This window comes from Mycolicibacterium obuense (assembly GCF_055397605.1).
Genome location: NZ_LC872746.1, coordinates 99,037 through 121,993, shown reverse-complemented (window position 1 = coordinate 121,993; position 22,957 = coordinate 99,037). Strand labels below are relative to the sequence as shown.

Genomic DNA, 22,957 nt, shown 5'->3' with positions numbered 1-22,957 from the left:
GTCAGCGGTTCTCCTCGGAAACGATGGTCAATGATGTTGGGGTGGAGTTGAATTCGGAAGGATCACGGGCGAAGCGGGTCGCGGTGTGACCGACCGCTTTCGGCAGGGCCGGGGAGCTGGTCTCGGTGGCACGCTCGAGCATGGAGGCGATCTTGTTCACCGAGACGACATCGAGATCCAGCGACAATGAACAGGCCTGTTCGACCCGGTCGGCGCCGTAGCGGCGCACCAGACCCAGCAGCCGGTAGACGGTACGCATCTTCGTCCAGGGCAGCCGGTCATCGAGGATGCGTTCGGCGTAGATCCCGACGTTGGGGCCGTGCGCGGCGCAGGTGGCGATCAATGTCGTCACATCGCGCAGCGCGTAGCCGGTCTTGTGTTCGGGCAGATCAGCGGGGTCGGTGCTGCGCCCACCGGCCGGTTGGCGGGGATGGACCTTGACCAGCACGCCGCGGCGATAGAACTTCACCAGCTCGGTGTCGGCGCGCACGTCCAGGTACTGACCGATCCAGCATTCGGGCAGCGAATACAGGGCCTTGGCGACCTCGGCGTGGAAGTCGCGGTGGACCTTGACCGTCTTGAACACCGGCACGTCATAGACCTGCGGCACCGCCAACAGCCGGGGCTGCTCTTCGTCGGTGAACACCTCCAGCGGGCGTGCGCAGGTGGTGCCGTGGGTGCGGGTGCCCGCAGTGTCACGACACCACGCTGTGGCGGCGTCCTGCGCCTGCTGCAGACTGGTGAATGTTTCTCCGTCCCAGAAGTTTCGCCGCACGTACTGCACGGCGCGTTCCACCCGTGGCTTGTCTTTCGGCGAGGCCACCCTGGCGGGGTCGGTCAGAAACCCGCTATGCCCGGCGTAGTCCAGCCAGCCCTGGCTGAACTGCGGGTTGACCGCGTCCGCGGCGGCGATCACCGGTTTGAGGTTGTCGGGGATCAGCACGGCGAACACCCCGCCGAAGAACTCCCAGGCCGCCTCGCAGCCGGCGATCACCGCGGCCAGGGTCTGCGAGTACGACAACCACACGAACATGTGCCGGGAGTACACCGCGGTGAAGATCAGCGCGTGCACCTTGCGGCGGCGCCCGTCAGCAGCGTCGGTGAGCATCCCCAGGTAGCCGAAGTCGACCTGGCACTCCACTCCGGGATCGCCATCAGCGACCCGCACCGTGAGGTCTTTGCGGCCGAAACCGCAACGCTGGCTGGCGAATCGGTGCAACGTCCGATACGGCACCACACACCCCTGCCGGGCCAACAGGGTGTGGATCTTCGTGACCGTCAACGGCCGATGCTCACCGGTGCCGGCCACCCAGGCGGTGATCTGATCTTCGAAGCCCACCAGCTGCTCCCACGCCGCCCCGTGGCCATCGGGGCGCACCGGACGCACCGCCTCGGCAACCATCCCGATCAACGCATCATCGACCGCGCTGACGTCGTCGTCGCGACGCAAACCCGCCGCCTGGGCGGCCTCGACGTAGCGGCGCACCGTCTTGCGGTCCAGGCCGCAATGCGCGGCAATGCTGCGGTACCCCGGCGCCGGCAGTCCCACCACCCCCAGCCACACCCGCAGCACTTCCCTGATCTCATTCACACTGACCTCCCGAAAAGCCATGCCCGCCGACCTCCGTGACCTTGAGCCGTCACGGCGATCGAACGAACAAATGAAAAGACCACCGACGCGACGCGCCGGTGGTCCCATAACTGGCAATCCAGGTGGTCCCATCACCCTGGCAAAAATCAGGTCACACTGGTCCCATCCTCATGGCAGACGACAATTGGCATAGACCGCCCCATAAACCGTGTCGAGCTGTGAGGACGCCTGGACGGCCACCATCAGATTAATGCCAAGCCCACGCCCTTCCCCCACGATGCGTCGCAGGTTAGGAATCGGTGCCGTATTGGGCAGTTCGTCAATGACCATCAGCAGCCGATGCATCGTTTCCCTGGTCGACGTCTTCTCGCGCCACCGACGCACCAACGAATCCAGCAGAGTCACCGCCGCGCCGGCCACAGTGCCATCCGCCGGCGCCAAGATGAACAGGGTTGCCTGGGGGTCATCAAGAAAATCCGGCGTGAACGGCTCAAACCCTTCCCGATCGAGTAGCGAGGTGCGCAGCCAGGGAGTAATCGCTTTGCGCATCGTGATAGCCACCGAGTCACGTTGACGCGGGTCCATTTCCATGATCCGTGCCATACCCATCGCCAACGTCGGGTACTGGTGGCACAGTGCGGCGGCCTGTACCCACCCAGGCTGGGTGCTGTTCTCGGGGTCGATGTTGTCGACTGCCGTCAGCACCCAGTCCATGCCCTTGCCGTTGCCCTCCGGTGAGGCCGCGAAGAGGAACGCCGCCAGCGGCCCGGCGGCCTGCGATTCCCACACCCCGCCGTCAGACACCTGGTCAGCTCCCGAGCCCAACCCGACCGTCGACATCTGCATGATGGTTTCGGCCACGGTCAGGGCTTCATAGGGACTGTCGATCGTGACGGTCGGGTCATAGACGTTGGGAACCACGCCTTCTGGATAAACCGGCGATTTCAGCGGCCGCAGGTCCAGCAACGCCTTTGGTCCCCATCGGCGTTCCATGACGTATTGCATGAGATCGTCCTTGGACGAGACGACCACTGCTGGGCCGCCCCACAACGTGGCGGCCGGCGCCAGCAGGCGCCGACTTTTGCCCGTTTCGGTCGGTGCTGACACCAGCACATGTGCTGCGCTGCTCGGCACGAACATCTCGTTGCCGCCGGCACGGCGTCCGAAGCCGCAATATGGCGTGGATGGCTTGACGTACATAGTGTTTCGCCCCTTTCGCTTAGATGCGCGCAGTGCCGGCCAGGGTGCCAGGAGACTCGTCTAGCGCCATGCGTAGCGCCATCACGAGACAGTCGCGCTGCCGCTGACTCAACCCGGTCAGCCGGGCTACCGAACGCGCCATATGCGGGTGGACTGTGATGCACAGCAGCGCGGCGCGCGCCCACCCCGGCTGCACAGTGTCCTCGGGATCGGCGTTGTCGATCGCCGCACGCACCCATGGCTCGCCTTCGCCGCAGCCCAATGGACCCGCGGCGAACAGAATCACGGCCAGAGGCACAACCGCATGGACCTCCCAGACGGTGGCCCCCGACTGCTTACCTAGACCGTCCTTGCCGAGCTTGAGTAGACCGTGAGCAAGGTCGAGTGCCGCATCCATGCTGGACAGAGACGTGACTGCTTCATCCAACGACATGACCATACAGTGACATAATAAGTCACAATTAGTCAACGCGAAGACGTCAAGTAAACAGCACTGCGCATTGTTCGTCGTCTACTTTCTGACGCCCTCGGGGGTCAGCGCCGATGCGAGCGCCCGGGCCATATCGTCGTCGGTGACATCGAAGGCGGACCGGTCGTCAGTAGCGAGCTGCCTCAGGCCCGCAGAACCCAGTGTGTGTAGCCGGCGGGCACGTTCCCGTTTGCACGCGACCACCACTTTGCGGGCGTAGCGACCGTTGCCCGCGGCATCGAGCGCTGTGCCCTCTTTTGTGGGGATGGCGCGAAGACGGTCAGTTTCTCGCCGTAACAGTTCCCACGCGCTTTCGGCGACGGTGACCTTTTCCTGCTTGGCGATCGACTGACCGATAGCGACGATCTCATCGGCGTTGTAACTGTCGAACGTCAGCGTGAAATGGAACCGACCGGCGAGACCGGGATTGGTTGCCATGAAACGGCGCATCTCGTCGGGGTATCCCGCCACGATGACCACGAGCTGGTCGCGGTAGTCCTCCATGTACTTGAGCAAGGTGTTGATGGCGTCTTTGCCGAATGAGTGCCCATCTGTCTCAGGGGCGAGCCGGTAAGCCTCATCGATGAACAGAACCCCGCCGCGCGCTTCCTCGCAGATGTCTCTCATCTTGGCCGCCGTCTGCGACACATAGCCGACTACGATGTCTTCCTCAGTGACTTCCAGAGGCGTTGGGCGATCGATTTTGCCTAGACCAAAAAGGATTTCGGCGACAATACGGGCGTAACTTGTCTTCGCCGTCCCCGGCGGACCCTCAAACACCATGTGGTTCTCGTTGGCGCTCCCGACCTCCTCGCCTTGTTCTGCCAGCAGAAGATCAATCTCGATTTCCGTGCGCCACACGGCGATCTGTTCCTTTGGCCCCTCAAGACCGATGAACGCAGCCAGCCGCTCCTCAGCGCGGGCCAGCACTTCTTGCCGTGTGGCGTCTCGGTCTGCTTGATCACGGGCAGCGCGGCTGGTGCCGGTAGACGGATCCCATTTGTCGGTGCGGGAGGCGATCGTTTCGGGATCGGTGACTTCTAACCCGAACGTGCGATCGTTGAGGGCGACTTGCGCACGCTGGAAATCCGGCCACTGCACACGGATTCCCGTTAACACGGACTCGGATTCTTCGTCCTCGCTTTGGTGGCGAAGCACTAAAGCACGACAGAACAGTGCGTCGCGTGTCAGTACATCGTTGACGCGCGCTTCCCGCGCAGCCAGACCATTGGTGGGGGTCGGCTTCCCGTCAATGACCCGCTGTGCGGCCTGTAATGCAGGCTGCATCAATCCCAGACTGGCTGCTGCCCAAGCCTCCAGCAGGCTTGCCGCCCGTGCCAGATACACGTCCCGTGGGTTCTGAGTGCACACGCCTACTGCCGTCAACACGTCGGGCCAGCGTTGAGTCTTGGTCGCCAGACATGCGCGCACGTATCCGGTTTCGGGATGATCCGCCGGCAAGCGATCGAGTATGTCGCTCGCCTGCTGGAACTGATCCGACGCGATGAGCGCGGATGCATAGGCCAGGTGCGCGGTGATTTGATCGGCGATCGGAAAGCGCGCGTACTCGATGTCGAAGAACGCGCCCAGATTAGCGGGGCCAAGTTGAAGCCTGCCTAAACCCTCGCCTAGTCGCTCGGCATTCTCCGAGAGCTTGGATAGCACCGCCACCGTGCGTTCCCCGGTGGCGTAGCGACCCAACCATCCATCCGCCAGCGCCGGATCGTCTTGAGTCGCAAGAACGAAAACCTGCGCTGCTCGTTCGGGCGCTGACCCCATCACCTTCATTGCCGCGCGAAGGGCGTCCAACGACCGCTGGCTGATCACGCTCGCACCACCAGGTGTGAGAGGAATTGCGCCTCATTGCGCGGCCGCATGATGCTGAGGCGGACTCCCTGCACACTTGGTGTACCGAGCACGAGTTCGTCGCCGGAGTGCTGCACCAACGTCACATCTGCGCTCGGTTCGGCGACGTCGCTGAGCGTGATCAGGGTGTGTCCACGCTCGCCAGCGGTGAGACCGTGACCCGTGCCGTCAGCGACGATGATGTTCGGCGAGCGCACAGGCTCGCGATCGTTGGCGATGCTGATGCGATGAGAGTTGTCGAGTAGCGGCTGCCATACCTGTGGGCGCTCAGTGTGAATCAGGATGACCGATCCGGCCGCGCTGGCCCTCAACAGCACCGGAATCACCGTGTCCAGAGATGCACACAGCGAAATAGTGCTGGCGCGCAGCGGGTCGGTCAGCGGCATCAGGAACGGCACACCTGTAACCGTCATCCCGAGCATCGGTCCACTGGGCCCCACCGGCACTTTCAGCTCGGCCGGGCTGGTCAGACGCCGCGGTGACATCTCCAAGCGCAGAGCCCTATCGCCAAGCGGCAAACTCGCCAGCAGCGAGTCGAAGCATTGCCCGACGACGGGACGCAGCGTCAACAGGGGTGGATGCGGTAGCGGCGCAGACGTATGAAACCGCACCACCGCGCCCGCGGCGACCACACCGGCCCGATCGGCTGTCAGGCGGACCGCGGTCACCGTGGCATCAGAGCGCACGGTCCAGACATCGTTGAGCACGCGTGTCGTGAGGTCCTTGCCCGCGATCCGATAGGTCGTGACGTACTGCGACACCGTGTCCAGATAACTCCAGCCCTCACGAATCCGGTTCAGCTCTGCGCCGGCGAGCAGGGCTTCTGTGGCCTGGTCCATCTGGTCGGCAGTGCAGGTGATTGCCCGGCAACCGGCTCGCAACACCGACTGGCGCACCCGCTCGGTGGCCGCCGCCGCTGCGGCCGCCGCGTCACCGCGATACACCATTGCCGCCAGACATGCTTGCGGGCACAGGCGCAGCACCAGCCAGCTACGCCGCTCCCCGACCGCGGCGCGGTCGGCGATAATCTCCTCATACTTCGGGGTGTAACGGCCATCTAGGGCCACCCGAGCGCCCGCGGACACGATGTCGGCCGAATGCAGCTCCAGGCCGGCGAACTGATGAAGCTGATCGATGACAGCTTGCACAGGAACCAAACTGGTTGTTTCAGCGCCCGCAGGTACCAGCACCGTCGGCGCAAAAGGCTTGCCGTGCAAGGCAATCATGGTGATTGCATACTGCCCGTCCCAACGCATCCCGACTGCGCCCGCCCCGGGCATGTCGACGGTGAACGCCGCAGGGATTCCCGCCCGCCGCTTGTGTGCCTTCCCGCTGCGCCGGAAGTAGTGAAAGCGCACGGCGCGGACCAGCCATCCCCAGGCGGTGGCACCGTTATAGCTGAGCGTGACCAGTAACAACGCAGCTATAACGATGAGCACCGCGGCCCACCACACCACCGGGGTGATCGCGACGAGAACAGCCAGCGCGATGATCTCGGCAATAACCACCAGCGATAGTCGAAAGTCCAAGCGCCACCGTCGAATTTGCTCGTTCAAACCGGCCTTGGGGCCGGGAATATGCTCGTCTAACATCACCATCGGGATCGGCCCTTTCAGCCTCGTCGCGATTTCGACATAGCGCCGACCGCTAGCACCGTGCCCAGCAGCACCGCCAGAGTCGCGGTACCCACCAGCGCCATCATCATGGGACGGCGGTCCGGTTCGGGCTCAGGTTGTGGTGGCCCAAGGGGGCGCGACAGATTCTCCCGCGGCGTCGGAATCGGCGGCACGTCGTAGTTCAACGCGGCCACCGGGTCGATTGCACCGTAGCCCAGGCGGTTGTCCACTACAGCGGCCGGGGAATGGGCGGTCTGTTTGATCCGGTTGATCACCTGATGGGCCGGTAGATCGGGGTACTTCGCTCTGATCAGGGCTGCCAGTCCGGAGACGTAGGCCGCCGAAAAGCTGGTGCCACTCATGGGTTTGAGCGAATTGGTTTCCGCATCGTGAGTACCGTTAATCAGGTTGCCTTCTTGGTTGACACCCTCCACGAACAGCCCAGGTGCACCCACACCCACCCACGGCCCGCCCACGCTGATGTCAGTGCCCTGGTCATCGACGGCGGGCTGACCCTCATTGTTGGTGGCGCTGACTGACAGCACGTAGTCGGAGAACCAGGCCGGGGTGCTGATGGTCACTACCGAGTTCCAGTTGCGTGGGTCTTCCACGCTGGTGGCATCAATGTTGGGGTTTTGTGCGCACCCGGGAGTGGACGTATTGCCTGCTGCGGCAATCAGTACGGCATCCTTTTCTACGGCGGCGTAGCGCAGCGCGGCGCCAAGAGTGGTCTGGTCGACGGGCTTGAGCACGGGGATGCACGCCACGATCGACATGTTGATTACGCGAGCGCCGGTGTTGGCCGCGGCGACTACCGCTCTGGCCAAGCTGCTCACCGTGCCCGCCCGGCGGTCCTCCTCCGAGGTCGCAGACGGTGCCACAGGGGTGAACATTTGCGACGACTGCCGGATCGATATGAGCTCGACTTCCGGTGCTACGCCGACTAATCCGTCAGATTCGGACGGGCTGCTGGCGATGATGGCCGCGACCGTCGTACCGTGTGCGTCGCAGTCTTGTAGACCGTCACCGCCATCCATGATGAAGTCGCCGCCGCCGCGCAGTCTGGGCAGCCGAGGATTCGGCCAGACTCCAGTGTCAATGAGCGCTACCGATACTCCTGCTCCCCGGCCGGCGGATTCCCACAGGCGGGGCAGATTCATGAAGGCCTGCGAGCCGGGCACCGCCGCCGGGTCGGTACCGGCTATCAGCCCGGTGGCGATGCAGTCGTACTTGTGCTTCATGGGCTCGTCGGGTCGTGGTGTGCCGTCCGGAACCGCGAGCGGATCAACAACCGGCGGTGTGATGGCTGTTGCCGACGGGGCGCCGACCAGTGGCCAGGCCGCCGCCAACACGGCCACCGTGGCCAGTACCCCCGCGCGTTGGCCGATCATCACATGTTCCTCGCCAGGTAGATCAGGTTCAGAAGCCAGATCGCCATCGGTGGGATGACCACGATCAGCAGGTACTCGATCCATTCGATGACCTTGCGGAAGACAGGTGAGAACACCTTCGCTGGCACGACCGCTGCGGCGATCAAGCCGGCCACACCGAGGCCGAGCACTACTGCCGCCGCGATGTAGACAGTGACTGTGTTTTCGCCGGCGAGAGCGTAGTTCGCGGCCGTGATGAGCACCATCAGTAACCCGGTGGCCACCACAATGATGGATTGCTCTCGGCTGGCGAATGCCCGGCCTCGCATCACCAGAATCGCGGCCAGCACGCCGATGTACACCGTGGCCAGCCACCAGCGTCCCTGCCCGGGTATCACCGCCCAGATCGAGCCGCCCACAAAGAAGACTCCGACCGTTACCAGCAGGGCCGTCAGGTAGATGTTCGCGGCCTCAGCCGAGCGCCGAAGTTGCTCCACGGTCGGTGTGCCCTGATGCTCCGCAGCGACCAACGCCTCGGCGGCAATAGCATCGGCATCGGCGAAGGTGTCTTTGCCGGTGACGGTCGGAAACGGCGGGATCGGGATACCCGCCATCCGTGCCGCCAGCTTGGGCGCGCCGGTGAGGACGAAAAGGTTGACCGCCAGCACCGCGACCGAGAGGTTCTGCAGCGAGACTCCAGTCAGCGCGTAGATCAACGCCAATACCGCTGTGGCGGTGCTGATGAGAACGGTGGCCGATACCACGATCCGTGGGGCAGGACTCAACCGCCATAAGGCCGCCGCCACCGCTGCTGTGACGACCGCCGCCAGCATCAGATGCCACGCCCCGGGATAGCCAGGAGTCACCATCACCGCTGCTGCCGGGCTGGCGATAAGCACACCGGAGAGCCACATTGCCGTCGCGGTCACCGAGTCTTTAGCTCGCCACCACACCAACGATCCGACAACCAGGAGCACCACTGCCAGACCCGCGGCCGCGACACCGGGAATCAGGTTCCAGTCTTGACCGCTGTCCAGGTTGCGCCACCAGGCCAACCCCAACAGGGCGGTCACTGCCGCGACAGCCGCCGCCACCACCACCCCGGCCACGCGGCGTGCAGTCTCAGCGGTCACCACCGAATGCTGCTGCTGATTGAGTACCGCCACTGCGGAGGAGGGCGACTCGAAGATCGGGGTGAACTCGACTTCGGCATCGATGATGTCGAGCACCAGCAGTTCGCCATCACGCACACCTTGCTGCGTCAGGCTCTGGGTACGGTCCAAGGGCTGCCCACTGATCAGCGTCATCCGCACCACACCTGGGCTGATCATGCGCTCGTCATCGGGCCTGCGCATTCCGTCTTCGTTACCCTCACGGGTCAGTAGAACGCGCACCAACGAATCCGCGACAGCGGCTACTGGCGAGCTTGCAGGCAACGTGAGATCGTGCTGACGGCCTTCAAAGAGCACCGCCACCCGTACCTGTTCAGCCAGCCGCACTCGTTCGGCAGCGACCGTTCCGACTGGGTAATTGTCTGTCGCCGCAACGTCAGTTGATGTCATCGCCGCTCCTGCCCATGCTCATGGCCAGGTGTCGGCCACTGGGGCCGATACCCCGGATCTTTATCTGCCGCGCCTGCGAATCCGTCGACAATCGAGGCCGCTGTTTCAATGAAAGCCCGCTGGGTCTGCGGTGCGAGCCGATCGAAGTTGATGGCCGTGGCATCGCTGAGATGCGGGTCGTAGGGAATGTCATGGACTGCCCGCACCGCTCGCTCGAATCCTTCATGCAGATTGCGTACAGCCTTGGTGGGAGTGACCTTATTGACGTTGCTGACGACCATTACCGCCGACCGCACCAGGTGCGGATAACCATGCTGCATAAGCCAATCCAACGTCTCACGGGCGGCTTCGGCCCCGTCGTAGCGCGTGGTGGTGGGAACCACCACAACGTCTGCCATCGACAGCACAGCGGCAATCACATCGTCACGCATCTGATTTCCGCAGTCGAGCAACGCGATCGGGTACTGCCGAGACAGGCGTTGCCATGTCATCGCCAACGCGTGACCGGTGATCACCTCGTCGCCAGGATCACCGGCAAGAACCTCCAAACCGGAGGAACTGTCCTTGCCCAGGTAGTGCCGAAAATCGCTGTAAGAGTGCAGATTCTGATCCATCAACAACCCGCGCCACGTTCCCGTGCTCGGCTCATTGATCCGTTTGGCGAGGTTACCGCTGGCTGGATTGGCATCGATGGCCACTACCTTGTCGTCGCGGTAACGCGCCAGCGCCGCACCGATGCCGACGGTGGTGGTGGTCTTGGACACCCCACCTTTCTGTTGCAGTACCGCGATCGTGTACGTGCCCCGCAGATTGACCGTCAGGCGTCGCCGCAGATCATTCCATTCACGCTCAGCAGGACTGAGCCCCAAGTTGATCCGCGTCGTCTGATACACCTTGCGCCGCCACCCGCGCTCGGGAACCTGCTTGTATGGGGTGACGAAATCGGCTTCTCGGACCTGAGACTGCATGGCGCCCACCGACTCATGGCGCTGTCCGGGCCCACTGAGTGGACCAGGGCGGGCGGCGGGCGGGGGCGGGGGCTGCGGAGCCGGTCCGCCCGGATAACCGGCGGGAGGTCCCGACTGCCAGTCCGGCCGTTCGGTCGGCCCTGGACGCGGCGAACCACCGTGTGGCTCGTAGGGTCCCGGGGGCGGCGGGGTGGGCATGTGCCGCGGAGCTGGGTCCGTGTACCCGCGCTGGGAGCCGCTGTAGGCGCCTGCATGACCGACGTGCTGATAGCTGGGTCCTGGTGGCTGAGCGTGCCGCGCTGTCGACTGGTCACCGGGTTGCCGCGGCGTCGGGTACCCGGCCGGCGGTGGCGCTGCGTGAGGGTCGGGTGGTCGGTGGGTGCTGTTGTATCCGGGGTCGGCTCCCCAGGGCGGCGGGGCGCCCGCCGCCGGGGGCGCGGGGTGTGCGGCTGCCGGGTATCCATTGTCGTATTCAGCGCCAGCTGTCCACGGTGGGGTGCTTGCCTGCGGGTACGCGGCGTGGACACCATCGATTCCGCCCGTTGGCGGTAGCGGTGGTGCTGTGTAGGGGTCCGGTGGTCGGTGGGTGCTGGCGTACCCGAGGTCAGCGGTCTGCGGTGAGGTGCTCGTCGCCGGGGGCGCGGGGTACGCGGCTGCTGGGTTTCCACCATCGAATCCAGCGTCGGGCACGCGCGGTCCCGCAGTGGGCGGTGTGGCCTCTGCCCCGAAGGGATCAGCTTGCGGCACAGCGCTTCCCCCGTTGAGGGGCGGATCGCCGCCGTCACGTGCATCGTCGTTGGACGGCAGCGGAGTCGCCGGGTCGTCCCCGGTGGCGGGCGTACCCGTCGGCTGTAGATACTGGCTGAAAAAGTCCTGATCGCTCACGGGCTCTCGATTCTCCTGCGCCACAAGTGGCCTACCTCCTGGAACTGCTTCATAACAGTACATGATTAATCACTTTTGGTCACCACGTAAACATATGATTTGACTGATTTATGTGGTGACGTTTCGGTGGCACGGCCAGGGCTGAAGGATGGCGCCCTTAACGCCCCGGCTTAGGCGTAGCTGACCAGTCCGCCAGGCCAACCGTAGACATCACCGACTTGAGCGCTGAGAGGATCGCCGCGTCTGACCCCGGCGCGATCAACGTCCACCAGGAGCCACTCTCGCTACGAACAGGCCCGCTGACGACCCTGCCAGCACTGGTATCAGTCACCGTTGCTGCTGTCTTACTGACCTGCATTTGATGGTTACTGCCGTGGGTCACGACAACCATCGACAACTCCATGACCGGATGATCGGCTGCTAGCGTGACGATGCGATGTTGGTTGGCATCCATGCCCAGCCGGCCCAACGCCACCATCGGACTGTGCTCGCCGCGCAACACCTGCGCCAAGCTGCTCAGCAAGTCCGCGGTCGGGACGGTAACCGCGTCGAAGGACGCCGGCGCCACGGCCGGACCGCACAGCGGGAGCACGCGTTGCACCAAGCCCGCGAGCGTCATGCCCGGGCCCAAGCTCTCCACCGTGACGTTCTCCCCGTGCCGCGCGGCGGCGACCGTTACATCACCGCGGCGGGCAATAGCCACCCGTAGATGCTCGCCGCCGCGGTGGATCAGACACGACAGCACCACATCCGGATTGCCGAGTGTTTCCATCCACAACTTCACCTGCGGGTGCACGGCATCGCCATCGAACAGGACGCCTGCCTCGTGGAGCACCGCATAGCCCGGGTGACTCTCCGGCACGCCGCATTCACTCACAAATGGCCGACACACGAGCACTGCGGGCAACGTCTCGACCGCACACAATGCCTGCACCAGCCAGAGCCCCTCGGCGGTGATCTCCAAGCTTGTCGCCGGCTGTGGTCCCGCCGCACGCGGACCCGGACGTCCCACAAATGCTGTCCCGCCCATGGTTCTTCTCCCCGTCGTGAACGATCTTGTTGCACTACTGCTGTCAAGCAGTCGGCCCGGCCTGCCGACAGAATCGCCAGACCGGGCCGAATACCCGTCACAGAAGGTGGGTGGCCACCTACACGTACTGCGCCTTGATCGACGCGTCTTTGGCGACCATTCCGTCCGCACCGGTCAGCAGCGCGGTCTCAGCCTCGTTGAGCTTGCCGCTCAAGGCATCGACCATGGTGATGGCTCGGGTGTAGTTCTCACGGAAGCCGTCGCCGCCGCCGCCCTGGAACGACGTCTCGGTCAGGGCCTTCAACTTGTTCGCCTCGGCGGCGACCTCGGCCGTCAGCGTCTTGCAGGCCGCGATCTGCTGAGCGCAGTCCTGAATCATCGGGACGTTGTATTCGATCAAGCTCATGATGGTGCTCCTCTACGTTAGTTCCTAGATTCGGGGTGTAATGCCCTGGTCAGAGGCTCAGGGCGTCGATGGCACTGAGGCCGGCAGCGGCGTCCTCATCGCCTTCCTGCAGGCTCGTCTTCGACACGCCCATCTTCTGACCGTGCTCTTCCTGCATGAGGGCCTGCTGGTTGCCCATGGTCTGCAGGTCTTCACCGACCCGCATCAACGCAGCCTGGCCAGCACCTTTGAAACCCGGTGCGACGGCTTCGAGTGCCGAGCCGAGCTGCTGCACCATCGACTGCAACCGGTCCTGCTTCTCAAAGAGACCCTGCTGGGTGGTCTCCATGAGCTCCATATCGCCGGCAATCGTCATGTCCTGATAATCCTTTCATTAACGGCGACAGCCGTTTTCGGGTGTGTCGCCTGTATGTATGTCGAGAATGTGTTGTGCCCGCAACTCGCTCAGGGCACCCCCTTGCCCCCGGCGCTGGCAGTCAGCAGACCACCACCTCCGGTAATCACCGGTATCGAGTCGGTGCCGGTGTAGAGGTTCGACGCCGCCGCCATCACAGTGGCGCCGTCGACCTGCTTCTTCTCCGAATCCTGCTGATTGGCGGCCCCTGCCGCGGCGGCCCCGTGGGCCATCGGTCCCATCATTCCGCCGCCGCCCATGCTGGCCGGCATCGTTGTCCCGGATCGCACCTGCTCGATGCGCGAGCCCGTGTCAGCGCTGACTGGGGTCGCCGCGCTTACCGAGGACGCCCAAGAGCCGGGACTGCGCAGCGCTGAGGCGGCCGACATGGCCCCTCCCATCCCGCCGCCCCCGCCAGCGCCGCCGAGCGAGGCCGCGACTGCGCCCCCGGCCTGCGGCGTCTGGGTCACCCAGTCCGCGCCGCCTGCGGAGAAATCGGCTCCCAGATCGTCCGGTGACACATTCAACGATGACGCAAGCGAACTGAGCTGACCGAAGGCTTGCTGCGGCAGCTCCGTGATGCTCTTGAACGGACCGCCGCCACTGAACGCCGACAGTGCCTGCGTCGGCATACTCAGAAGCTGCGGAAACAAGCCAGTCGCGGTCTCCATCATCTGACTGGGGTCGGCGGACTGCGCGGCTGGCTGAGAGCCGCCCCCCGCCGCACCAACGGTGCTCGGCGGTGGTGGCGGGATCGGCGGTATCGCCTGCACCCCGGCCAGTGATGCTGCCTCGTAGGCAGACTTGTTGGCCGCGCCCCGCATCCACATCTCGGTGTACTGGCCACGATTGGCGACGATCAGCGGAGTCAGCATCCCTAGAAAGTTCGCCCCCACCAAGGCCATGTGCTCGCTCTGATTGCCGACGACCTCACCCGGATTGGGGGTCGCTGCCCGCAGCGTCTCGAACGCGTCCCCGGTGGCCATGATGCTGGCCGAGGCGTGGTTGAGCATGGTCGCCACCGTCCCCAGCCACACAAGATGCGGGACATGGGCCAACCTGGCGATCTCGCCTGTGGCGGACGGCCAACTCACGGACATCGCGGCTTCCACGGCCGCATGCCCGCCCAACATGCCGATGATGGCACCGGCCAGCGCTTCGAGTTGCGCAGCCGACGCGAAGAACGAGGCAGCTGACGGTCCAAGCCAAAAGCCTGCCGACGTAGTTTCCGGCGGTTCGGCTTGGTAAGCCCCCGGTGGCATAGTCGCGCTCCCCGTCTTCCCTGCCTGGGTCCTACAGGACCGCGTTCATCAACACGGCGTTGGCGGCATCCTCGAGCGAAGTCACCGTGCCCGCCACCGAGTTCGCCACGCCGTAGAGCGCCTGCATCGCCGACGCCCCGGACAGAACCGCTGACACCTCCGCGCTGTACGCGGCGATCTTCGCCGCGTTGGTCGCCGAAATCTCCTCCAGCCCCGGCGGCACGACCGCCGCGGCGGCGGCCGCCTGCGCCGTATGCCCCGCGGCTTGGGCTGAAAGCCCTGCGGTGGCCGCGGCGGCGGCGGCAAGTCCGACCGGATTGACAACTACTGACGTCATGGACGCCTCCCCTAACTAATCAGGACTCCTGCACGATAACACAGCAATAGTCACTGCGTACACATGAAGTGAACAGTACCCGTGTCTGTTTACTTGTTTGCCAGCCATACATGCGACTGGCCTGCCTCTTTGATACCACCACGATTTGACGACGTTGTCATGTGCGAATTTCCAGCGCTCACCATTCATCGCGATGAGCGATCGGGCTGTAGCCCTCAGGTAGCGGCGGGGTAGCTACCTGGATCACTTGGCGGCCGCTCTTCGGGTAGACCAACTCCCCACGCCCCGGTACGCGGGGAGTCGCACGGATGCCGGCAACAATCGGCCCATCGTCTCGGGCGCCATCAAGGATCAGCACACCAGCCCCGGCAGCGCTCATCCCAGAGATGATCTTGTTGCCGCCCGTGGTGGACATCCAATTCTTCACCGATGAGGCCACCAGGAAGTGGACACCCATCTGGCGGCCGCGGGACACGACGGGCTCTAAAGGGGCCACCACCGACATCGAGCTGTACCCAGGAACATTGAGCAGGGTGAAGTCGTCAATGACAATGAAAAGGCGCGGCCCAGTAAAACGCCACCGAGCCTTCTCCTCGGGACTAGCATCCGCCGGCGGGGTGCGCTTGGCCATGGACTCCTTGGACGCCAGCTTCTTGGCCGCCTCACCGATCTCCTGAGCATCCGAGCTGTAGAACATCAAGTAGGCCGGATCGATGAACGCCCCCAATTCCAGGCCGACGTCGAAGGCAATGATCTTCGCGGCCTCGGGGGTGAAACTCTGCTGGATCGACGTGATGAGGGTCCTAAGCACCGTGGTGCGCCCCGATTTCGCGCTGCCCACGGCGTAAAAGTGCGAGCACTCCGCCAGGTTCACACCCACTGTGGCCAGCGCTTGCTCACCGATCCCAAGTTTCAACATCCCGCGCGGCACATCATCGAGTTCGGCGTATTGCACCTCAGCGGGCAACGTCGGCAACGTCGGGGCAGGGGCAACACCGAGAGCACTCCAGCGCTGCGCAATCAGCGCGCACGTCTGCTGGACCGCATCCTGGCCGTAATCAGAGCCCACCGACGAGAGGACCGTTGACGACACAGGCACCCCCACCAAGAAGTGCAACGTTTTGCCGCCGTCCTTGATGAGTCCCCGGCCTGGCTGATCGGGAACCTTCGCGGCCATCTCACGATCACCGGCCTCGCTCTGAGTGGCTTCCTGCACTCGCATCTCGACGCGTGTGCCGCACTTGTCCTTGAGAGTCAGATTCGCTGTCGCCCACTGGTCATTGGTCACCAGTAAATGAATGCCGTAGTTCAGCGCCGAGCCCGATCCGAGTGCGACGATCCGGCCGTGCAGATCTATGTCCTGTTGTTTGAGCCCGGGGAGATTATCAACGAGCAAGAAAACATCGCCATGCCCGTCGTCGGGGACTTCGCCGGGCTTGCCGGCGAACTTTCGCGCACGAAACTCTTCCAGGTCGCAGCCCGCGATCTCCCAGCTGCGCACCCGATCTCTGAGAATCCGTTCGACCTCACTGACCACGCGGGCGACCTTCTCCGCGTTGCCCTGGCCCGCGATCCCGGCTATGTGCGGCAACCCTGTTAACGCGTCGAGTCTGCCGCCGCCGAAATCGACGCCGTAGAACTGCACCCGTTGCGGGCTGTGCGAAATGGCCAGGGATGTGACGATCGTTTGGAGTGCGGTCGATTTCCCGCTCTGTGGTGCTCCGACCGTCATCACGTTGCCCTGAGCCCTGGACAGGTCCGCCACAACCAAAGCCTGGGTGTGAGCAAACGGGTCATCGGCGCGGCCGTAGGGCACCCGCAAACCGGCGTCCGCGGTGACATCCAGCCAGTCCCGGCCCCAGAACTCCTGAGCCATCTCGTCCAACGGGATTGCTGGGACGTCTTCCAGCGGGGGCAGATACATCCGGTGCATCGGCCGGCAGACACGGCCTGCTTCGGCCAGCCGCCCGACCAAAGTCGAGACCACCGTCGGGGAATCGACGTCGGTTTGCGCCAGGGCCTGCGCCTCGGCCTGCTCTTGAGCTGCGCGATCATCCTCGTCACCGACCAATTCGATGTCGATCGGCAAGGAGTGCACGCCGGCCTCGAAGCGGTGCGCGTCGATGAACTGGCCCTCCTGGCGCCGTCGCTGTGCCTTGCCCACCACTGGCGCAATGAAGGGCGCTGACACGTAGAACGACCGGAACAACTGGTGTTCGTCCTCGTGGACCAAGAAACCGGTGCCCACTGGCGCCCCGATCAAGTCGGTGTACGCCTTCGGTGACCCGATCGCCTGGCGCGATTGCCCGGCGTCCTTGAGCTTCAACCCGATCGAGTAGGTCTGCTGGCTGATCATTCCCGCCATGCGACCCGACTCGACTCGCTGCGACGCGTTGAGAATATGCATCCAGAGCCCGCGACCTTTACGGGCCACCGTGTCGAACGTTCCGGTAAGCGCGGGCCGGATTTTCAGCAGCTCGGAGAACTCGTCCAGCACGATCAACAGAGCGCCCAGCGGCTCCAGCTCCGGACGCGTCGTCGCCCGCGCCCGTTCATAGTTGCGGACATCCTTGTACCCGGCGGCCTTCAAGATGGTCTCACGACGCACCACCTCACCGTTGAGCATGTCCTCCAGGCGATCCAGCCGAGACGAGGATTCTTCGAGGTTGGAAATGACACCCTGAACCTGAGGCAAGTCAGCTAGCGCCATCATCGCCGTCTCACCCTTGAAGTCGCCCAAGATCAACTGCAGGACTTCGGGATTGTGCGTCATGGCCAACGCCAAAATGAACGCCACCAACGTCTCGGACTTCCCCGAGCCGATCTGACCGGTCAACATCCCGTGCGGACCCATGCCGCTTTCATCGGATTCCTTCAGGTCCAGCCACACCGGCTTGCCCGAGGTCGGGTTCTTGCCCAGCGCCGCCCGCAACCTGTTCTGCACAGTCATTTTCGACCACAACGTGTGTGGATCCCACTGCCGAGCATCCGCGATCTCGAAGAAGTCTAAGAAATCCTGGCCCGCCCGAGCATCAGCGGCCCGCTCGGCCAGCAGGCGTGTCGCGGCATCTTCACGCTCGAACCGCGATATCGCCCGAGCGAAAACCTCGAACTCCACCTGGGACATCACGTCCGGCTTTGCGGCGAATTTGAGCCCTTTGGCGTACCGGCTAGACACCTCGGTCATCACAGCACCTCCTCGGCGCGCAACAAGTTGCCCTGGTCATCAAGGACGAACGCTGTTGCCGATGTCGCCAATGCAGAGAACGTATCTCCGGTGGCCTCCAGCACACACAAACCGGCGAACCCCATCGCGTCTACCGGCTCACCGAGGTCACCGTTCTTGAGCACCCCGAGCAGCGGAGCGCAGTTGGCCCCCGGCAAGTCCACCACTACCACCATGTGATCGTCGGGAGGTGGCATCCCCTCCATGCGAGCTGACCACGGACCCTTTGATTGCAGCGCAGCTCCATGCCGATCCATAAATTCACCCACATCGGAATAGATCATCCGCACTGGTCCGGAGGCATCGATGAGAACCGGATCACCCACGTGGGGAAGCCATTTAGCGCCCTGCCACGCCGCCTCGTCATCGCTGATGATCGCCAACCGAACCGCATCCGGACCGTGGAACGCGCATAGCTGGCAGACCATTGCGCGAAGCAAGCCTTGAACGATCGGGCGTTGGTCATCCTCGGCAGTGAAGAACGACCACCCCATCTGGTCGAACAAATGCAGCGGCCGGGCTACGTCGTGGACCACATTCTGTGTCAACAAGAAATCGCGGGCGGCAATCGCCGTGGCCGTCTCCCGAAACTCTGGCGGCGGAACCTTCTGGGGAGGAAGTATTTTCGTTCTCAGACGTGTTACGCCGACGCCGATGCGCACATGCCCGAAGTTCCGGTCATTCGGGGAGCGCTCCCACATTCGGGCTGTGCCGACCAGCGTTAACAGCGCACCCTCAGAGGGGTTGGGGTGGTGGTAGGCGATCTCGCGGGCCTGCGCCCGGGCGCCCTCATGGACATCTTCACGCAACTCATCGAGAGTGCGCGCATAATCCACCCGACTGGCCGCCAATGCCGCCGGCCGTGCTTTCTCATTCTGCCCGCCCCCGCGGTTGCGCATCATCATGAATACCGACATCAGCATGATCGGCAGAATGAACAGGCCGCCCATACCCATCGTGCGCGCTCCGCTACGGATCATGATGACCAACAACGTCACCACGGCGATGACGAACACTAAGATCCACACCCACATGGGCGGCCGAGACTGCGGCGGACGCACCAATTCGGCCAGTTCGGGCAATGTCAGGCTGCGCTCGCCAAGCTCCGGCGAGCGCACCTTCTCCTTGTCGAATCCCTGCTTGGTCATTGCGATCAGTTCCCCTCGCTCTGTAACCGCTGGCCCGGAATGTTGATCACCGTGTCCCGCTCCACGCGCGCCGCCTGCTCCGACAGAAGTGGTCCCGCCGGCAACCATCGGATAACCGTCCACGGAGCGCGCGTCGGCGTCGTGTCCTTCAACCCCAAGGCCTGCTGCGTTGAATTGCCCTGCCCCGCGACATCAATCCCGAACCGGACCCCGGTATCGCCGATCCACCACAACGACTCACGACGCGGCGAGTCTGGCTCCACACCCGTGACCTGAACAAAATTCGCGCTACCGGAGCCCAGATAGACTGCATCGGCAGCATCGTTGGCCTGGCCAGATACCATCCGCATCACCTTGGGCTCCTCACTGACCGGGATAGGTAGCCGACGCCCCGAGACCGTCCTCACGCTGGCCTGAGCCTCGTTGGCGTCCTTGCTCCACACCACGCACGTGACAGGCTCCACAGCCTTGTCCAACAATGTCAGGGGACCCCGGGGATACTTCGAGACGTCGAAGCCGACCGCCTGGGGAGCGTCAGCAACAACGTGAGGCGCCGCTTCAAGCACCCGTCCCTGACCAGATGGGTCGGCATTACTCAACATCAACGCCACCGTTTCGGGAATCAACTGCATGCCGGCCGGCAAGGCCACAAAGAACTGCTGCTGTCCGTCAGCGGACACCGAGCGCACCACCGACCCCGACACGACCGGCAGCTGCGTCGTGGCGTACCCGACAGGCCCCCCGGGATTCGGCACCGCCGGAACCCGCAAGGGCGCAGTAGGAATCAAGGCCTCAAACAGAGCCTTCGACATCGGCGCGGGCCGCACACCACCGGCCTGAATACCCAGTGCCAGCATCACCGGACGATCAGCGAGGTCGATCAACGATCGGTGGCCATCGGTCACCAGATACACCGAGCCGCCATAGTTCATCAACACCGCCTGCGGTGAATGCATCTCGTGTGACCAATCACCCAACTCCAAGTCGCCGGCGAGCACCGTGACCGAGGGCTTACTCTGCGGTCCACCAGAGCCCAGCCTGTCGCACAAACCCCAGCCGGTGGTCTGGGGTGTGCGTGGCGTCAAATCATCGGGGGCACCGATGATCCCGACCATCGGACCCATCGGACGGTCCTCGATCTGTGCCATCGGTACAAGTTTGGGGGAAGCACCTTGCCCCAGGATGAGTCGAGCTGACGCCAAATTGTGCACTGGGTGCATCGTGCCGTCGATATCGACATAGAGCGCTCCACTGGCGCGGTCGGCCACCAGCTTGGAGTCCCCAATCTGGCCTGCGGGCCGCAGCCACGCCAACACAAAACACACCCCGAGCGCCAGCGCCGCGATCACCACACCCACCAGGGTCGAGGCCCCGTAGTTCTTCGACGGATCGTGCACCAGACGCACCGAATGTCGAGCCACCGCGACCGCCATCCGATGCCACAGAAACCGCCATGCGGCGACCTGCTCCAACGAGGCATACGTCAGCCCAGTGCCGCGCCGCCGCGGCGGCCGCTGCTTCTCGGACTCGTTCGATCCCGCCACCTGGCCCTACCTTCCCCCGCCGATCGAGACCGCGTGTACGTGATCCATATGGTTCTGCGTCGCGCTGCCGCGATCACCCATCATCGATGCGCTTCCATCGGGCTGAATCATCTGCTGTCGCCAGATCATGTGGTCCAATCCCAGCTCGGTGCGATTACGGACCAGGAAGTTGACGACCTCATTGCCGAGCTGGCGCCCTTCGGGGGTATCCCAGTTGGGGATCATGATGTCCAAGGCCAACCCGTCGGGATGCCAGTGCAGTGAATCTTGGCGTACCCCACCAATTTCCTTGATCTCAGGGAACGCAGCACTGATAGCCCGGTTCATCAGCTTGGTGTATTTCTGCAGCCCACGCTCATTGGCACGGCCGGGCCCGCTCGTATCCAGCCCGCGATCAGCACCGCCACTAGGCTTGGTCGCCGCTGCTTTGGTGATGGTCTGTCCGGCCGGGGAGGCCAGTCCGCTCAAGGCGCTCAACGGCTGCCCCAGCGCAGACAGGCCGCCCATGCCCGGCATCCCGCCACCCATGCCCGGCATTCCGCCCGGCATCCCGCCGCCCATACCTGGCATGGCGCCGCCGAATCCGGCCAATGGTGACGGGCCGCGCGGCACACCGCCAATATCGTTGTACCCCGCGACATTGGCCGCCGTCGAGGCGGCATGAGTGCCCGCATCAGCGGTCCCCGCCTCGGCGGTGCCGCGGGTCTCTTCCAGCCGTTGCATGATCGCGGTGATCAACGCCCGCTTACCTTCGGGAGTGTTGGTTGCCAAACCCATCGACTGCACATCGACCACTGCCTGCTCGATGATCGCGGTCATCTCCCCCTGATGCAGCCCCGACGATCCCGCTGCCGATTCCACCTCGGAGTGTGCGGTGTTGTCCTGATCAGCAAGGGCGGCAACCTTATTGCTGATCTGCCACCCGCTGTTCTCCTGCCCCTCAGCCGCGCCCCCGCTGCCGGGCGCTTGGGCCGGCGGTGCCGGTGGCGGGGTGGCCGGTAACGGCAGCAGCGCCGAGCCCCCCGAGGCTCCGAATCCGTCGCGCACACCACCCATCACCCCCCCAGCCGACCGCACAAACGTCTCCACAGACATCAGTAGCCACCTCCAGTGGAACGAGGGTTGAACTGAGGCACCTTCGTCACGTTGCTGCCATCGCGGGACACGTCGTAGCGATCCATCACGTAGTTCATGGCGGCGCTGATGTTGGCTACCGGGTCATAAAGGTTGGTTGACGTGCCGGGCTGATGGTAGGCAGCGAACGTCGTCGGAATCGTCTGTAATCCACCCCGCGACGCCTTATTCGGGAAACCATCAGGTCCCGATCCTGTGGACGTCTGAACGTTGTAGTCACTCTTATCGGTATTGACCGCGAGCGGGTTGAAGCTCGACTCCCGCGCGGCCGCGGTCATCAACCCGCGGCTCCAGTTCTCTCGCGCCTGGGGGTCAGTGATGCCCATGACGTCGAGCGCCTCGGCCACATAGCGTTTGTAGGCCTCCCGGCCGACGGCGAACTTCTCACGGTCATACCGAACATCCTTGACAGAAATAGGTCCCGCTGACGACACATTTCGCCCAGAGCCACTACCCGAATCACGGCCTGACGCCGCTGCTCTGGTGATGGTCTGTCCGGCCGGGGAGGCCAGTCCGCTCAAGGCGCTCAACGGCTGCCCCAGCGCAGACAATCCACCCATGCCCGGCATCCCGCCACCACCCATGCCCGGCATCCCGCCGGGCATTCCGCCGCCCATACCTGGCATGGCGCCGCCGAATCCGGCCAGCGGTGACGGGCCGCGCGGCACACCGCCGATATCGTTGTAGCCTGCGACATTCGCCGACGTCGAGGCCGCATGAGTACCCGCGTGGGCAGTGCCGGCATCGGCGGTGCCGCGGGTCTCTTCCAGCCGTTGCATGATCGCGGTGATCAACGCCCGCTTACCTTCGGGAGTGTTGGTTGCCAGCCCCATCGACTGCACATCGACTACTGCCTGATCGATGATCGCGGTCATCTCCCCCTGATGCTCCTCGGAGCATCCCAGGGTGGACTGTAGCTCGGAGTGTGCGGTGTTGTCCTGATCAGCAA

At 64.1% G+C, this 22,957-nt stretch carries 18 protein-coding genes; all 18 read right to left on the bottom strand.

The annotated features are described in order from the left end of the window. Window position 1: 1 nt before the first annotated feature. The 18 genes from istA to ACZ50N_RS27735 all read right to left on the bottom strand — a co-directional run bounded on the left by istA (window position 2) and on the right by ACZ50N_RS27735 (window position 22,883). Window positions 2-1,612 carry an IS21 family transposase gene (istA, locus tag ACZ50N_RS27820; protein ID WP_406775775.1) on the bottom strand — a complete coding sequence of 537 codons (1,611 nt, stop codon included), beginning with the start codon at window positions 1,610-1,612 and terminating at the stop codon, window positions 2-4. Between the two features lie 147 nt (window positions 1,613-1,759). Further along, window positions 1,760-2,791: a type IV secretory system conjugative DNA transfer family protein gene (locus ACZ50N_RS27815; RefSeq protein WP_464475753.1), complete on the bottom strand. Its 1,032-nt coding sequence runs from the start codon at window positions 2,789-2,791 to the stop codon at window positions 1,760-1,762. Between the two features lie 19 nt (window positions 2,792-2,810). Then, complete coding sequence (locus ACZ50N_RS27810) at window positions 2,811-3,224, bottom strand: hypothetical protein (RefSeq protein WP_046364562.1); 414 nt, start codon at window positions 3,222-3,224, stop codon at window positions 2,811-2,813. Between the two features lie 78 nt (window positions 3,225-3,302). Further along, window positions 3,303-5,087 (bottom strand): AAA family ATPase, encoded by a 1,785-nt coding sequence (locus tag ACZ50N_RS27805; protein WP_131809542.1) that lies wholly within the window; start codon window positions 5,085-5,087, stop codon window positions 3,303-3,305. Beyond that, the gene (gene eccE, locus ACZ50N_RS27800) at window positions 5,084-6,724 is read right to left on the bottom strand and encodes a type VII secretion protein EccE (protein WP_046364551.1); all 1,641 of its coding nucleotides are present in this window, start codon (window positions 6,722-6,724) and stop codon (window positions 5,084-5,086) included. Before eccE ends, ACZ50N_RS27805 begins: the two co-directional genes overlap by 4 nt. 14 nt (window positions 6,725-6,738) lie before the next feature. After that, window positions 6,739-8,217 carry a type VII secretion-associated serine protease mycosin gene (mycP, locus tag ACZ50N_RS27795; RefSeq protein WP_330218438.1) on the bottom strand — a complete coding sequence of 493 codons (1,479 nt, stop codon included), beginning with the start codon at window positions 8,215-8,217 and terminating at the stop codon, window positions 6,739-6,741. Beyond that, the gene (gene eccD, locus ACZ50N_RS27790; protein ID WP_464470844.1) at window positions 8,133-9,611 is read right to left on the bottom strand and encodes a type VII secretion integral membrane protein EccD; all 1,479 of its coding nucleotides are present in this window, start codon (window positions 9,609-9,611) and stop codon (window positions 8,133-8,135) included. Before eccD ends, mycP begins: the two co-directional genes overlap by 85 nt. A gap of 59 nt (window positions 9,612-9,670) precedes the next feature. Then, on the bottom strand, window positions 9,671-10,642 hold the full coding sequence (locus ACZ50N_RS27785; RefSeq protein WP_046364548.1) for a MinD/ParA family ATP-binding protein: 972 nt from the start codon (window positions 10,640-10,642) through the stop codon (window positions 9,671-9,673). A 1,042-nt stretch (window positions 10,643-11,684) separates the two neighbouring features. Continuing rightward, window positions 11,685-12,491: an ESX secretion-associated protein EspG gene (locus ACZ50N_RS27780; protein ID WP_234788959.1), complete on the bottom strand. Its 807-nt coding sequence runs from the start codon at window positions 12,489-12,491 to the stop codon at window positions 11,685-11,687. A gap of 184 nt (window positions 12,492-12,675) precedes the next feature. Next, window positions 12,676-12,963, bottom strand: a complete 288-nt coding sequence (locus ACZ50N_RS27775; protein ID WP_046364546.1) for a hypothetical protein — start codon at window positions 12,961-12,963, stop codon at window positions 12,676-12,678. 49 nt (window positions 12,964-13,012) lie between these two features. Continuing rightward, window positions 13,013-13,318, bottom strand: coding sequence for a hypothetical protein (locus ACZ50N_RS27770; protein WP_064285345.1), 306 nt, complete (start codon window positions 13,316-13,318; stop codon window positions 13,013-13,015). A gap of 89 nt (window positions 13,319-13,407) precedes the next feature. Beyond that, window positions 13,408-14,619 carry a PPE domain-containing protein gene (locus ACZ50N_RS27765; RefSeq protein WP_275092596.1) on the bottom strand — a complete coding sequence of 404 codons (1,212 nt, stop codon included), beginning with the start codon at window positions 14,617-14,619 and terminating at the stop codon, window positions 13,408-13,410. Between the two features lie 31 nt (window positions 14,620-14,650). Further along, window positions 14,651-14,956, bottom strand: coding sequence for a PE domain-containing protein (locus ACZ50N_RS27760; RefSeq protein WP_046364543.1), 306 nt, complete (start codon window positions 14,954-14,956; stop codon window positions 14,651-14,653). A gap of 178 nt (window positions 14,957-15,134) precedes the next feature. Beyond that, window positions 15,135-18,143, bottom strand: coding sequence for a type VII secretion protein EccCb (eccCb, locus tag ACZ50N_RS27755; protein WP_064284688.1), 3,009 nt, complete (start codon window positions 18,141-18,143; stop codon window positions 15,135-15,137). After that, a complete protein-coding gene (locus tag ACZ50N_RS27750; protein ID WP_046364542.1) occupies window positions 18,143-19,330 on the bottom strand; it encodes a hypothetical protein in 1,188 nt (395 codons plus the stop codon). Before ACZ50N_RS27750 ends, eccCb begins: the two co-directional genes overlap by 1 nt. Before the next feature lie 5 nt (window positions 19,331-19,335). Further along, a complete protein-coding gene (gene eccB / locus ACZ50N_RS27745; RefSeq protein ID WP_046364541.1) occupies window positions 19,336-20,874 on the bottom strand; it encodes a type VII secretion protein EccB in 1,539 nt (512 codons plus the stop codon). Between the two features lie 6 nt (window positions 20,875-20,880). Continuing rightward, complete coding sequence (locus ACZ50N_RS27740; RefSeq protein WP_052765268.1) at window positions 20,881-21,693, bottom strand: VldE C-terminal domain-containing protein; 813 nt, start codon at window positions 21,691-21,693, stop codon at window positions 20,881-20,883. A gap of 275 nt (window positions 21,694-21,968) precedes the next feature. Beyond that, window positions 21,969-22,883 carry a transglycosylase SLT domain-containing protein gene (locus tag ACZ50N_RS27735; RefSeq protein WP_236728613.1) on the bottom strand — a complete coding sequence of 305 codons (915 nt, stop codon included), beginning with the start codon at window positions 22,881-22,883 and terminating at the stop codon, window positions 21,969-21,971. Window positions 22,884-22,957: the final 74 nt, after the last annotated feature.